The 13,703-nt window shown below is 49.9% G+C and carries 12 protein-coding genes; 7 read left to right on the forward strand and 5 right to left on the reverse strand.

Annotation, left to right across the window (positions count from 1 at the left end; genetic code table 11):
• Positions 1 to 22 precede the first annotated feature (22 nt).
• From DZK30_RS20035 to DZK30_RS20045, 3 genes are all read left to right on the forward strand, one after another.
• Positions 23 to 772: a carbon-nitrogen hydrolase family protein gene (locus DZK30_RS20035; protein WP_118975950.1), complete on the forward strand. Its 750-nt coding sequence runs from the start codon at positions 23 to 25 to the stop codon at positions 770 to 772.
• A 458-nt stretch (positions 773 to 1,230) separates the two neighbouring features.
• The gene (locus DZK30_RS20040) at positions 1,231 to 2,217 is read left to right on the forward strand and encodes a helix-turn-helix domain-containing protein (protein ID WP_162903275.1); all 987 of its coding nucleotides are present in this window, start codon (positions 1,231 to 1,233) and stop codon (positions 2,215 to 2,217) included.
• Between the two features lie 81 nt (positions 2,218 to 2,298).
• Entirely contained in the window at positions 2,299 to 4,167 is a 1,869-nt protein-coding gene (locus DZK30_RS20045; RefSeq protein ID WP_118975952.1) for a phosphatidylinositol-specific phospholipase C domain-containing protein, read from the forward strand.
• A gap of 138 nt (positions 4,168 to 4,305) precedes the next feature.
• Here the strand turns inward: DZK30_RS20045 and DZK30_RS20050 are convergent, their stop codons facing one another.
• The 4 genes from DZK30_RS20050 to DZK30_RS20065 form a co-directional block, all read right to left on the reverse strand.
• Positions 4,306 to 5,730 (reverse strand): T9SS type A sorting domain-containing protein, encoded by a 1,425-nt coding sequence (locus tag DZK30_RS20050; RefSeq protein WP_118975953.1) that lies wholly within the window; start codon positions 5,728 to 5,730, stop codon positions 4,306 to 4,308.
• Between the two features lie 356 nt (positions 5,731 to 6,086).
• Positions 6,087 to 6,737, reverse strand: coding sequence for a hypothetical protein (locus DZK30_RS20055; RefSeq protein WP_118975954.1), 651 nt, complete (start codon positions 6,735 to 6,737; stop codon positions 6,087 to 6,089).
• A 3-nt stretch (positions 6,738 to 6,740) separates the two neighbouring features.
• Positions 6,741 to 6,953 carry a hypothetical protein gene (locus DZK30_RS20060; RefSeq protein WP_118975955.1) on the reverse strand — a complete coding sequence of 71 codons (213 nt, stop codon included), beginning with the start codon at positions 6,951 to 6,953 and terminating at the stop codon, positions 6,741 to 6,743.
• A 309-nt stretch (positions 6,954 to 7,262) separates the two neighbouring features.
• Complete coding sequence (locus DZK30_RS20065; RefSeq protein ID WP_118975956.1) at positions 7,263 to 7,919, reverse strand: outer membrane beta-barrel protein; 657 nt, start codon at positions 7,917 to 7,919, stop codon at positions 7,263 to 7,265.
• A 153-nt stretch (positions 7,920 to 8,072) separates the two neighbouring features.
• On the opposite strand from DZK30_RS20065, the gene DZK30_RS20070 reads away from it, so the two are divergent.
• Entirely contained in the window at positions 8,073 to 8,414 is a 342-nt protein-coding gene (locus DZK30_RS20070) for an MGMT family protein (RefSeq protein WP_118975957.1), read from the forward strand.
• Between the two features lie 27 nt (positions 8,415 to 8,441).
• Here the strand turns inward: DZK30_RS20070 and DZK30_RS20075 are convergent, their stop codons facing one another.
• Entirely contained in the window at positions 8,442 to 10,718 is a 2,277-nt protein-coding gene (locus DZK30_RS20075; RefSeq protein WP_118975958.1) for a serine hydrolase, read from the reverse strand.
• A 152-nt stretch (positions 10,719 to 10,870) separates the two neighbouring features.
• Between DZK30_RS20075 and DZK30_RS20080 the strand changes: the two genes are divergently transcribed.
• From DZK30_RS20080 to DZK30_RS20090, 3 genes are all read left to right on the forward strand, one after another.
• Positions 10,871 to 11,551, forward strand: coding sequence for a hypothetical protein (locus DZK30_RS20080; protein WP_118975959.1), 681 nt, complete (start codon positions 10,871 to 10,873; stop codon positions 11,549 to 11,551).
• Between the two features lie 92 nt (positions 11,552 to 11,643).
• The gene (locus DZK30_RS20085; RefSeq protein ID WP_118975960.1) at positions 11,644 to 12,519 is read left to right on the forward strand and encodes a lysophospholipid acyltransferase family protein; all 876 of its coding nucleotides are present in this window, start codon (positions 11,644 to 11,646) and stop codon (positions 12,517 to 12,519) included.
• Positions 12,520 to 12,618: 99 nt separating this feature from the next.
• Complete coding sequence (locus tag DZK30_RS20090) at positions 12,619 to 13,668, forward strand: fatty acid desaturase family protein (RefSeq protein WP_118975961.1); 1,050 nt, start codon at positions 12,619 to 12,621, stop codon at positions 13,666 to 13,668.
• The last annotated feature ends 35 nt before the right edge of the window (positions 13,669 to 13,703 follow it).

The raw sequence follows: 13,703 nt of genomic DNA on the forward strand, positions 1-13,703 counted from the left end.
CATTTACTAATGCAGATATGGTATGAAAATTTCAGTGGCACAATTGAGACCAATTAAAGGCGATATTTCAGCCAATATTGAAAAGCATAAAATTTTGGTTAAGCGCGCTGTCTCGTTAAGCGCGAATTCGATATTCTTTCCTGAGCTTTCAATAACAGGTTATGAGCCGGAGCTAGCAATAAATCTGGCAACAAGTCAAGACGACAAAATTTTTGACAGTTTTCAAGAAATCAGTAATACAAATCAAATAACAATTGGGCTTGGTATGCCCATAAAGACAGATGTTGGCATTCGAATAGGTATGATCGCTTTCCAACCAAACGCACCAAGACAAACTTATGCTAAACAACAATTGCACGCTGATGAATTTCCCTATTTTGTAAATGGAGAAAAGCAAATCATTTTGAACGTTGAAAACAATAGCATTGCACCTGCTATCTGTTATGAAAGTTTACAAAATGATCATGCAGAAAATGCAAACAAACTTGGTGCAGAAATTTATGTGGCAAGCGTTGCGAAATCGCAAAATGGAATTGGTAAAGCATATACTCATTACCCGAAAATAGCCACGCAATATTCAATACCTGTCTTAATGACGAATTCTGTTGGCTACTGCGATAATTTCTTGAGTGTTGGACAAAGCGCTGTTTGGTCAAAAAACGGGCAATTGCTCGCACAATTAAATGATATTGACGAAGGGATAATTGTATTTGACACAGAAACGGAACAAGTTTCAATACTTGTAGAAGGTAATATTCCGGGAACCAAATGAAGCATGTCTTTTGAAATGGATTGAACATTGCAATAATGCTCTCCGCAAAAAGCCTCACTGATGTGGGGTTTTCCTTTTGATAGTCTCCTGCTTACCGCTGCGCCGTGACTGCGCAATGTGGACCGGACCAAACGGAATCTTCACTTTACGCTACGATGGTACTATAATCCTAAAAAAACAAGTCCGCCCCAAAAGGCAGACTTGTACATAACCAATAAACCCATAGGGATATAAACCGGACGCAAGATACGCCGTACAGGCATGATAGAGCTGTAGAACTAACACTACAACGTATATTCTCATTCCCTTGATATCCTCTGTTTAGAGCCCGGTCCTGTTGGCTTTAAATAAGAATAGGTTCCTTCTTATTTTTTTAAGGTTAGCGACTTCCCATTCCTGCTTTAATGTATTTTGCATTATCCTTAAAAGACTTCGCCCATTATAAATCCCGGCGCATTATGGAAAACATTATTGTTATTGACGAGATGAAGGATGCCGCTTTTTATGAAGTTGCCCGCCTCGACTGTGAAGACGAAATGCTTCGCTTCAGTGCCCCGGTTATGGGTAAAGGGCTTACCGCCTTCATTCCGCTGGCACCGGAAGCCATATTTGTTTATAACGAAGGTGCTCCCGAACATGCATTTAAGCTACGTTACAGCCAGTACTTCCAGGATAAGATCATGATCAGCCTTATGATCTCCGGGACGGCTACGCACTCATTGGGAACACATATTACCCAACCCGTCGCACAGGGACAGTCCTTTATTTATGCCACTCTTAAAGACATCTCCTATGTCGCTTATCCTGCCACAAAACGTTTCGAAATGGCAGCATTGGTTTTCGATCATGCCTTTTTTGACCAATGTCTCGACCGCTTTTTCTCTCCCGATGAGTCGTTGAAAAAAGAAGCATTGAAGGCGGGAATATTTTCGGGCAACCTACAGGGAAATACCCACGAGATTGTGCAGGATGTAAAAATCATTGTCCGGCAAATACTGAGCTGCAGGCTACGCGCCAACTTCAGGCGTGTGTTCCTCGAATGCAAATTATTTGAGCTGCTGGCCTATTATTTCCAATCCATAACCGAAGGCGCAGCAAAAGAAATCACGTTTTCCGGCGCCGACATCGCCAAGCTCCAGGAGATAAAGAAGGCCTTATCCGCTGCGAGCCTGAGCAATGTTTCTATTGCGCAACTTTGCAAGGCTTATGGCATTAACCGGTTTAAGCTAAACATGGGATTTCAAAGTCTGTTCAATACCACGGTGATCCGGTACTACAGGCAGCAATTACTGTACAAAGCGCACGATCAGCTCACCCATGCCGGCTACAATGTAACACAGGCTGCCATCGACTATGGCTACAATAATGCGGCCGCTTTTTCACGTGCATTTTTTAAAGAGTTTGGGTATAGGCCGGGCAAGGTAAAGAAAATGCTTTTCGGGTAAATAATAATGCGTTCCGGGTACCGCCCCCGGGTACCCGCCATACTAATTTTACGGCTTTCAAACCCCTCAAAAATTTAGATTATGGGACAAGGCGTAAAAATTATCCTGGTGAACAAAACCCCGTACCGCTGGAAAAGAGGAGATGTTTCTTCTTACCAATTGGATGCCTGGGATCACTCTTTTCCGGAATATATCGAACCGGGATCAGGCATCTCTGCCTATGTAGAATTTCACGAAGGGCCATTCACGGTTGAAAGCGACGACCAGGCCTGGGTTACCTTCACGATGCTGGGCACCAAACGACCCCTTAAATTCAAGCTCCATGGCGTATACAGCGACGAAGCAGCGCTTTATACGGAACTGGAAGGCTTTGCTCCCGTTGGCAATGGCTTTGCGCCGTTGCTGGGCAAAAAGCGAAAAAAGTACTTCATCAAACAGGAGGAGTTACGGGTGAGTCTCGGATTGGCCGGTAACGAAACGGATGGCTTTTTGTTTTTTGACCGGGAGCAGGAAAATCCGAACTGGATGAAATTTGCCGATGGTGAAAAGCTTATTTCCGAGCTAACGATCCCGGGCACGCACGACACACTTACATACGGCTTGAATGAGGGACTGATCAAAGGCTTGCCCGGCGATGTGCTGTCGGGGCTTGCCGCCGCTATCAGCGCCACGATGAACGGCTTTCTGACAATCGCTGCCGGTATAACCCCCGAAATTATCCTGCATGCCACACAATGCCAGCGGCTCAGCCTGGTACAGCAGCTGCATAAAGGTATCCGTTTTCTGGATATCCGGCTGAAACGCGATGGTAGTAAACTGGAAGCCTATCATGGCGGCATACGGCTGCACATCAATTTTGACGAAGTATTGCGATGCTGCTACGACTTCCTCGCCAAAAACAAGAGCGAAACCATTATTATGTCCATCAAGGACGAAAGCAGGACAAACGATAAAGCCTTTTACCAGGCAATCTTTGACACCATAAGCAAAGCCGCTTCGTGGCATACTGCCGACCAGTTGCCAAGGCTCAAAGAGGTGCGGGGTAAAATAGTGCTCTTCCGGCGATTTGCCAATCATGGCGCTACTGACTTTGGTATTAATGCATATGACGGATGGCCCGACAACAGCAGCGAGTGGCTGAACAATAAGGTAAAGATCAGGGTACAGGACGAATACAACAACTATGTGCTTGGCCAGTTGGATCACAAGTTCAACAACTATGCGAAAAAGCGATTGGAAGAAGCGGTCGCCGATCGGGACCCTCAGCATTTGTATGTGAATTTCATGAGCGGCACCGGTGGCATATACCCCGAAACGCTGGCCAATGGCTATATGTCCCAATTCGTGGGAACAAATGGCTTGCTGTTTGATTACGTAGCATTGACCACACAACGGAAATACGGCATATTGCCCATGGACTTTCCGGAGACGCCTTACCAGGGTCTGCTGATTCCCCAGCTCATCATGCAAAACGAGCTTTCGCTGAAAGCGGCTTTCAACCAGGTGGTGAGCACCAAAGACCGGTACGAAATCCGGCCTTTGTATAACCTGCAAAAGACCCTGGATGTACAGGGTGGTAAAACCAAAGCGGGCACACCCGTTATTATTTATGATGCCCATAACGGCGCCAACCAGCAATGGACATTTGAAGATGCAGGAGAAGGCTATTACTACATACATCCCTGCCATGCGCCCGCTGCCGTGCTGGATGTAAGCGGCGGAGCCAAAACCGACCAGACAGCCGTTATTATCCATTCCCTGCATCGCGGAGACAACCAAAAATGGCGCCTTACTAACCTGGGGAACGGGCGTTTCCGCATCAGCCCGAAACATGCCCCCGATAAAGCGCTCAATCTTTACGGTTATGATAGCAGCAATGGCAAGCCCCTGGTGATTTATACCTTTCATGAAGGGGACCTGGCTTCCCAATGGGAACTCGTAAAGCTATAGGTCCTGAAACACCCAGGACACAAGCGTTACAGGTAAAGAGGCTGTCTCCTATGTTTGCCTTGTCAAATGTAGGAGACAGCCTCCTTTAGGATCGCAAATTACGGACACAGGGCTTACCTGCGAATTGTTTTCAAAAGACTATTCTACCACCACCTTCAGGCTGGTAGTTGCCGCTTGTGTACGGTTGATGATCCTCAGGAAATAAATGCCCGGGCGAATGCCCTGCAAAGAAAGACTGGCGCCCGCAGCCACCGGGACATAGCTGCGGATAAGGCGGCCCGACAAATCGTACAGCGCAGCATGGTAGGCCGCAGCATGATCCAGGTGAAGCAGCTGAAAATCACCGGTAGCCGGATTGGGATAAACGACGGGCGTCCCGCTCACACCGGCAATAAAAGCCCCATTCATCGGTGAGCTGTTTTGGGAGCAATGTGCCAGCGCGGGCCCTCCGGGCTGATCAAAATCAGTAGCATGGCTTTTATCGATCAGCTGGGAATACGGATTGTTTGGATTACAGGTACCGCACATCAGCTGCTTGAAAAAGCAGGCGGCTCTGCCCACGCGGAACAGCAGTCCTGCCTGGGTGCCGTTCCAGGCGCCATGTCCGGTGCCGCCCAGGATGCTGATGTCTACACAAATGTGGTGTGCACTTAAGGAGTCGAACAATCCTACGGTTCCCATAATAGAGTCGTTCATGCCGCACGCCGGCACCTTATCGCCATACTTGATATCGACACCTACCGGTACCACCTTATCATTGGCGCCATGAAAGCCCACCATGGGCACGGCCTGGCCGGCATCGAAATAATCGAGATTGATACCGCCCCAGTTGTTGAAAATGCCCTTGATCTTATACTTGTTGCCGGTTCCCCTGATCGGTCCCAGCTGCGCTTCGATATTGGGCGATAAGGGGATCAGGGTATTGGCCTCCGATTGCTCCACATACACCAGGCCATTGCATATGCCGGCGCCGGCACTGTAGCCACCGGCAAACAGCCAGGCCGTATCGATCTTAAAGTCGGCGGCATGCGCTACGATATAGCGCATCGCGGCATCGCCATCCTGTATGGCCCTGTATTGCGCCTTTTCGTCCGAATAAGGATCGGGATCCCCTGTGATGGGGTCGGTGCAATCTTTGGTGTTTTTACCCAGGCGATAGTCGATCGTAGCTGCCACGAAGCCACGTTTGGCAAACTCATAGCAGTAGTTGTTCATCATAGTACGGTCACCGTCGGTAAAGCCGCCGCCGAAGACCAGGAGAATAAAAGGCCTCTTCCGGAGCGGATCCAGGGTTGTATCGGGGTAATACACATCCATATAAAGCGATTGCAACGTGGTCGCATTCCAGGGCTGTGCCTGGCGGTACAGCAGGTTATAAGCCACTTTGATCGAATCGGGATCCGTATCGCTGATGACCGGCATTTCGGTAAAGCGGTTGAAGCCTGGGCCGGGATTGCAATAGTAGGCCAGCTTCTGCGGGCCTGGCGCCTGGGCTGTTGCAGCGGGAGACATGCCCACCAGTGCTGCCAGGGAAAGCAGCGCAGGGAAGAAGAGCTTCTTCATAATCGTTTGGGGGTTTGGTTTAAAGTATTACTACCCTAAAAATAACCCGCATCCGTATCGGCTGTATGTTAAATTATGGCGGTAAGGTAGAACGGCCGGCAGGGGCTTACGGCCTGTTTTCGTGCAGGTACTGCGGTATGGTTCATGGCCGGGAATAAACGAGACTGCCTCAAAAGGTATCAAGCCTGTCACATCGAGCGATTCGAAATGTAAACAGGCTTGAACCGTCATTTTTGTCGTGCTTCGACTCCGTTGCCAATGACAATTATTTAAGAGGTAGTAATCTTTTGCAGAAATTTTTGTCTTGCTCAGGCTCGGCGCCGTTAAACCAACCGCGCCCCTTAAAACCAATCATTTTATTTTTCCCACTTTTTCAGGCTATCCAGGCATCTCCCGTCATTCGCTCTGATACAATCGAGTTTTCGCTTTTTTATCTCACTTTGAATGGCTTGCTCATAGAACTCATTGATCAGCTTCAGGCTATCGTTTATTGCCTGTTGTTGTTTTTGAACCGCAACCGCCTGATCACGCAATTCCTTCTTAAGCTTCGCTTGCTGAATCGCCAATTTGATTTCTTTGTTCGCGTCAAACAGATTGTATCCAACCAAGGCGAAGCACAGGCTGAATATAGATATCCAGGTAAGGACTACCGCAAACCGGAGCTTCTCTTTCTTCCTGGAAACGATTATGATAAAGCTTTCAATGATCTCCGGCACCACATTAGGATCGGCGCTCTCATTATCTGAGGTGGCAGGCATCAGGACCATTTTGCAAGCAAACCTCGCCAGCATAATCACGAGGATAGGCTGGCTTACCGCAACCAATTGGCTAACGTCGTTACCTATATAGCCCAGCAGGCTTGCCAGTGCAAATATCGAAGTATAGATCCCCCATAGCCAGGCCAGGAAATCGTCCAGTTTGATCGCAGCATCTTCCCTGCTTTGAATACTTTTCGCAACACTTTCCTTGGCAAAATCCAGCCAATAATCCCTGTCTATTCCTGGCATATGCTATATTTTTTGAAAATCTTCGGGGAATGAATAATCTATCGTATGCTTCACACCGCCTTCTTTTCCGGTGCAATTGCAGGAAACGATCCTGGAGCTGCTCCTCTGCTCCGTATCCCTTTCCCTTGCAGCCTTCGTCCTTTCCAGGAGCAGCTTTGCCGGATAATAATACGCAGGGCTGCCGCAAACAGGGCATTTTGCCTTCCATGTTTCCATATGCTTTAAGTTTAGCCTGACCAATGAATGCTCTACAAAAGTAACACGGCGCTCATGTCTCATCCTCCGTAAAACCGCCTCTTTTTCGTGCGTGGAAATACGCAATATTCAGATGGTGCAAATGCCCGGTCCTGCATGCATTACCACACAAAAAAGCCCCACATAGCTGTGAGGAATTTGCTGCTTTTGTACTGATGAATATACACCGGCTATATTGCCGTCCCGGCAGCATTTATCCGGGATGGAAAAGTTCGCCTTTCGATGCAGGTCATACCGACGCAAAGTGACAGCGTTGATGGCATAGTGGCATCAGAGAAAGTCGAAGGTACATTGCGCCTTAAGCGCCACAGGTCTGAAATTTAAGGAAGCCCCCTCGGGATATACGAGATCGAGATCTTCATTCAATCGCTTCAGCAGATAATAAGTAGCATGCAATCCCACGTTAAAGCCATTGCCAAGAGGATACATAAAACCGGCCTCCAGCCCGGCATTGAGCTTACGGATGCTTTGCCGCACCTCGGCTTCGAGCTGCCCCGAACGTTGTCCCCAGTACTTAAACACACTACCCTCAGAGCGCAGCGCCACAGTATTGATCACATTAACAGACAAGTTAAGTCCTACATAGACAGACAATGCATCATTCAGCCGCTGGTGCACCTGCAAGGAACCGACAAGGTCGCGGAAGGAAAAATCCTGCTTGATATTGCCCCATACGGTATAGGTCTCGAAGTCGTTTTCGAAGGTTAGCCGGCCATTAAAATACGCCTTACGGGGGTTGTCGGGATCGGCAATGGTAAGGTGAGCCCCCACGGCAGCGTTCCACACCGGTGTTTTATAGGAAGCGGCGTCGAGGGTATTGTAATGAAGACCGAGAATGCCATCGAGGCCTACATGCATCCATTGGGCATGAAGCGGCATTGCCGGTAACAGCAGAGCAAAGCTGAAGAACAGGGAGATCAGGCGCATAACCCATTAACGCATTGCCGGCCGGTTTATTGCTGCCGCCCGGGTCCAATTTTCACAACGCTGTTGCTCTGTAAAACAGACTGGAAAATCAAAGACTGAAACCCTATTAAACCCCAAACTATTGTAACTTGCTTACCTATAAAACCGCATACGATGACAGCCAATAGCAAACCCGATAACGAAGAAATCTACAAAGGGATCTTCGAGATCGTACGCAGCATCCCCAAAGGCAGGGTCACCACCTACGGCGCCATAGCCAAAGCCATGGGCCTTACATCGGGCGCCCGCATGGTAGCCCGGGCCATGGGCTATACCATGGGCCAAAAACCGGTGGTTCCCGTACAGCGCGTCGTGAGCGCCTCAGGCCTGCTCAACGGTGACGAGGGCGGCGGCCGGAAAAAGAAGCTGGAAGCGGAAGGCGTCATGGTTAAAGGCAACAAGATCGTCGACTTTTCCAAACGGTTCTGGGATCCGCTTGAAGAGTTGGGCTTTTGAGGCGCAACAGGTCCGAACGACCAGAACCTACTTTTTATCCAGGCTGGAAAGAATAAGATCGGTAAGATCGAAGCGGGGAAAATCGCCTGTATTGTTCAACAGGATAACGAGGTCTCCCTTACCTTCCACTTGCGCCAGCATCGTATAACAGCCGAAGTCTGTACCGGGATGATAACGCACTTTATCCTTCGACGATATGGCAAACAGGCCCTTGTCCGTCATCCAGCCATAGCCGTAGCCCGCATTCCAGTCGATATAGCTTGCCTTCGGCTCATACATCAAGGCCCGTTCCTGCGCTGTCAGCAGCTTGCCGCTTTGCAGGCCTTTATACCAGAGCCATAGGTCCCAGGCGGTACTGGTAATGCCGCCGGCGCCGGCAAGATTGGTCACCGGGTAATCTTTTTCCGGCTCGCCATACAGGTAGCCCCGTACCGTATTGTCTTGCTGCGGCGCCCAACCCAGATAGGTTTCGTGCATACCCAACGGTGTAAAAATGCGTTCACTTAAGATCGTGGCAAAGTCTTTCTGCTCCAGGGTTTCTGCCAGGAAGGCCAATAGCATATAACCCGAATTGGAATAGTGCAGCGTAGCCACACTATCGGCTTCAAGCGGATCGCTGCAAAAACGGCCGATGATATCCTGCCGGGGCAATGGCCGGTCCATCAGCGCTGTAATATAAGCCGGGTTGCCGGTACAGTTAGGCAGACCGGAAGTATGTGTCAGCAGCTGCGATACCGTAATACCGGGATGCTTGTACCCCGGCAAATAGCGACCGACCGGTGCGTCCAGGGCAAGCTTACCTTCCCTTGCGAGCTGCAGGATCACGATCGCCGTAAAGGCTTTGGAAAGCGAGCCGATACGGTAACGGGTATGCTTATCTGCAATCCTTTTCGCTGTACGATCGGCATAGCCGTAGCTTTTGTCCAGCACCAGCTGGTCGTTATGTACGACAAATGCCGTTCCGTTGAATTGGCCCCGCCCGGCATAAAACGACAACAGCGAGTCGATCTCTCCCGGCTGTTTCTGCCACTGCTTCATCGACCGGGCTGCGCTTTGCTTCAGGTTATTGCTTTCATTGGCCGCATTGATCCTCCTAATCACCGTATCTACCGGGAAGTCGGGCAACACGATGGTATAGTTTTTCCAGAATTGTGTGTCCGGCGCTATCTCCTGGTGCTCGATAAACTTACCATTACCCAGTATTGTGGTTGCGGGGAAAGGGTTGCTGTGCATAGTATCGATCCCGGTAGTAACATAATCGACGGTTGCGTCGGCGGTAAAATCGTACTGCCGGCGCTTGCTTCGGAACCGGAGCACTGTATTGTTGCGCACGTTGGACAATACCCATTTGTCGCCCATGGCCCGGTATTCAATATGATTTTCCTCTTTTTTCAGCTGGATGGACAAGCCCATCAATTGTAGCAGGCCCCGGTAAGCCAGGCTGCCATATTGCGCATAAGCCAGCCCCCTGGGGCTAAGTCCGTAGTCCATGGCCACAATGATATCGTCCTGCGTCAGTATATAGATCGTACCCCGGTAAAGCGATTCGTGTAGCCCTTCGATCTGGTCAAAATCAATCTTGTAAGCCTGCTGCCCCTTGTAGTTGACCACGCCGTCCAGCGTGAAACGATGTTTGCGTAGCCCCTTCTTATCCAGTAGCGGGTGGTCGGCCACCCGTTGCAACGCATCGTATTCAAAAAGCGATTCCGGCCGTAATCCCAGATCAATACCATGCGATTGTTGCTCATCTTTGAGCGCCCGCATTTTTTCAAGGCGCAGCTGGCTGGTCTTCGGACTGCCGTAGCCATAATGATAAATATCGAATACGGCCTCAGACAGCTGAATATAAGCTGCATCCCTTTTTGTGGCTACCCGGTAAAAGCCGTGCTGCACATGTCCCCGCGCCAGGTAATGCGCCGGTATAGCCTTAATGGCTCTTTGTACGATGGACAAGGCGCTCACATCCCGGATTACGACTTCGGTAAGCATCGTAGGATCAGTAGCCATATTAATATGCAGGTTGCCCCAACCGGCCGCCCCGGTTAAGGCCGTCTTTTGCAATGCATAACCGAGCATGCTGCAATACAGGAAATCGGCCGGCGCCGGCAGGTAAAGCACAAAACGGCCTTCTCTATTGGTTATGGTCCCGTTGCCCTTCTGGTCGCCAACACTGACGCCTTCCAGCGGGGCTCCGCTGACACTGTCGGTCACAATACCGCTCACTGGTGTTGTTGCCGGCTGGCCGGAGACAGTCCCGGCGGTAAGGCCAAGTAAAAATAGCAACAAGCAATGGTATCGGATCATGGTTTAATTTTAGCCTATATCGTTGCTGATCGCCAAAGGTTACAGGAATGCCGGTATCTTGTCCCTAACGCAAAACGGGGGATTTTGCGGGCAGATTAAACTTTTCTCAACCTGGTTGATCAAAAAAACAAAACCGATATAATCCCTGATTTATGAAAAGCTTTACCTATATCCTTTTCCCGCTGTTTTTCCTGGCGCTTGCAGCCAATGCCCAGGATGAGACCAACACGCCCGACGGCGACGAATATGTTAATTACCGGCAACACAACACCTTCCGGCTGCTTGAGCATCCCAGGACGCAAACGGGCATCCACGGCGTTACCACCCCCTTTATGAAACAACAATCCTTTGGCGCCAGCGTTGATATGCAGACCTGGTATACAGAAGACTTGTCGGTCGGTCTCAGTTTCACCATAACCGGGCGTAAGGTAACGCCCTCTTTCGGCTATGCTATCGGGCAGCCGCTGCTTACTTATTACGACATCAGCCTGTTCAACGAATTCAAGGTACAGCAATGGGGCCGGTTGCAGGCTGCGGTACGACTCTACACCGGCTTTGCCGCTTTTCACCTGGCCGACAATTCGATCCAGGTTCCCTACACCTGGTACGACGAGAATGGTTTTGCTTACGAAGGCGAAAGGGCGCTGTCGATCGACAACAATTACTTTATGCGCGTGGCGCCGGCTTTTGTGCTGCGCTATAGCATAACACCCGGTATACAGATCGAAGGCAGCGCAGCGTACAACTTCTTTATCGGCAATGCCCATTTTGGCAGCAGCAAGGATTTTAACAACTATATGGCCCAGCTTGGGGTAAGGGTAGATATAAATTAAGCCTTACGAGGCTGTCTCAAGGCCTCAAGCAAACAAAAGCGCTTTTTTTGTTATTTTTGCCCTGCTTTTTCATCATAAACACGCAATCGTCCTTGAGAGCTGTCTTCTATTACCTTTCCCTGCCCTTCCTGTACCTGCTTTCGCTATTGCCTTTTCCCTTATTTTACGCGCTTTCCGACTTGTTTTACCTGATCCTCTTTTACATGGTTGGCTATCGCAAAGGATTGGTATTGCAAAACCTGCAGCGTTCTTTCCCGGAAAAGACAGAAGTAGAGCTGAAGAAGATCCGCCGGAAGTTTTACCGTCATCTCTGCGATCTTTTCCTGGAAACGTTCAAGACCCTGACCATAAGCCGTGCGGCCATGCTGCGCCATTGCAGCTTTGAACCCGCCTCGAAGCAATTACTCAACGACTATGCTGCGCAGGGACAAAGCGTGATCCTGGTGATGGGACACCAGGGCAACTGGGAATGGGCGGGCAATACCTGCAGCCTCGAAGTGCCCGGCTCCCAGCTATACGTGATCTACCACCCCCTGGCCAATCCGTACATGAACGGCCTGATCACCAAAATGCGCCGCCGTTTCGGCACCGACCTGATCGCCATGAAAGATACCTTCAAGGAAATGGTGGCACACCGGTCGCAGGTGACCACTACGGCCTTTATCGCCGATCAGACGCCCCAACCCGACAATGCGCACTGGATGACCTTTCTCCACCAGGATACGCCTGTATTTCTGGGTACCGAGCGGATTGCCCGTAAGCTCAAATATCCCGTAGTGTATGCTTTTGTAAGAAAAGTTAAGCGGGGTTACTATCAAATTCATGTAGAAAATCTATTTGAAAACCCGGCCACTACAGGCGATGGCGAGATTACTGAGGCTCATACGCACCGCCTAGAGCAAGACATCATGATGCAGCCCGAAACCTGGCTATGGTCGCATCGCCGCTGGAAACATAAACGGCCGTAAAATTTCATGTAGGGTAATTAAGCGGTGAATTGTCTAATAAAAACAGGATCTTTACCGTTATGTTAGTATCTTAGTCAGACCAATATTACAATAAGTATCATGTTAGTAACTGAAGCGTCGGAACCGAAGCCCCTCAGGAAGGGAAAAGAGTTGATCCTGGCTACCAAGGCTTTTGCCAAAGAAGACCGGCAGAAGAGCTGGTGGTACATGCTATCGACCTTTGTCCTGATGCTGGGAGCCATGTCTGTAGCGCTTTTTGCGCCCTGGCTGTGGCTTCAGCTGGTGGCAGGTATTGCCCAGGGACTCATTATTGTCCGTTTCTTCGTCATTTATCACGACTACCTTCATCATACCATTCTTCAAAAATCGCCGCTGGCCAATGCCATCATGACGGCCTTCGGCATCTATATCCTGGCGCCAAAAAGCATCTGGAAACGGTCGCACGATTACCACCACAGCCACAATTCCAAGCTCTTCAGCGCAAGCATCGGCTCGTATCCGGTTGCTACACGTCGCAAATTTGAGACCATGAGCACCAAAGAACGCCGGGAATACCTGATGATCCGGCACCCGCTCACGATCCTGCTGGGCTATTTTTCCATGTTCATGTTCGGCATGTGCATCAATTCGCTGCTCAGCAGCCCGCGCCGTCACCTGGACTCCCTACTGTCACTTATCCTGCATGCCGCATTCATCACCGTAACCATCCTGTTCCTAGGTGCAACATCCTGGCTGGCCGGCATTATGATCCCGTTTTTCATTTCCACGGCCATCGGCGCTTATCTTTTTTATGCCCAACACAACTTTCCCGGTGTGATCTTCAAATCCAACCAGGACTGGGCCTACGAGACCGCGGCCCTGCAGTCGTCGAGCTATATGAAGACCAACGGCTTCTGGCGCTGGGTTACGGCCAACATCGGCTACCACCATATTCACCACCTCAATTCCCGCATTCCCTTTTATCGCCTGCCCGAGGTAATGCAGGCCCTGCCCGAATTGCAGCAGCCTAAGATAACCACCCTTTCCATCAAGGATATCGCCGCCTGCCTGCGTCTTAAAGTATGGGATCCTGAGCTGCAGCAAATGGTAGGTCTCGCAGCAGGCCAGCCGGTATGCCTGACGGCCAAAAAAGCTGGCGCCGCCATTTAGGCACATTACCAATTTCAATAAGCCGGTTTGCCCCG

This window comes from Taibaiella koreensis (assembly GCF_003545715.1).
GTDB lineage: Bacteria > Bacteroidota > Bacteroidia > Chitinophagales > Chitinophagaceae > Taibaiella > Taibaiella koreensis.

What these genes read in the sequence shown, in the direction of transcription:
- DZK30_RS20060 (WP_118975955.1), bottom strand. Translation starts at nt 6,953, where the DNA reads ATGGAAACATGGAAGGCAAAATGCCCTGTTTGCGGCAGCCCTGCGTAT.
- DZK30_RS20070 (WP_118975957.1), top strand. Translation starts at nt 8,073, where the DNA reads ATGACAGCCAATAGCAAACCCGATAACGAAGAAATCTACAAAGGGATC.
- DZK30_RS20075 (WP_118975958.1), bottom strand. Translation starts at nt 10,718, where the DNA reads ATGATCCGATACCATTGCTTGTTGCTATTTTTACTTGGCCTTACCGCC.
- DZK30_RS20035 (WP_118975950.1), top strand. Translation starts at nt 23, where the DNA reads ATGAAAATTTCAGTGGCACAATTGAGACCAATTAAAGGCGATATTTCA.
- DZK30_RS20040 (WP_162903275.1), top strand. Translation starts at nt 1,231, where the DNA reads ATGGAAAACATTATTGTTATTGACGAGATGAAGGATGCCGCTTTTTAT.
- DZK30_RS20090 (WP_118975961.1), top strand. Translation starts at nt 12,619, where the DNA reads ATGTTAGTAACTGAAGCGTCGGAACCGAAGCCCCTCAGGAAGGGAAAA.
- DZK30_RS20065 (WP_118975956.1), bottom strand. Translation starts at nt 7,919, where the DNA reads ATGCGCCTGATCTCCCTGTTCTTCAGCTTTGCTCTGCTGTTACCGGCA.
- DZK30_RS20045 (WP_118975952.1), top strand. Translation starts at nt 2,299, where the DNA reads ATGGGACAAGGCGTAAAAATTATCCTGGTGAACAAAACCCCGTACCGC.
- DZK30_RS20050 (WP_118975953.1), bottom strand. Translation starts at nt 5,730, where the DNA reads ATGAAGAAGCTCTTCTTCCCTGCGCTGCTTTCCCTGGCAGCACTGGTG.
- DZK30_RS20055 (WP_118975954.1), bottom strand. Translation starts at nt 6,737, where the DNA reads ATGCCAGGAATAGACAGGGATTATTGGCTGGATTTTGCCAAGGAAAGT.
- DZK30_RS20080 (WP_118975959.1), top strand. Translation starts at nt 10,871, where the DNA reads ATGAAAAGCTTTACCTATATCCTTTTCCCGCTGTTTTTCCTGGCGCTT.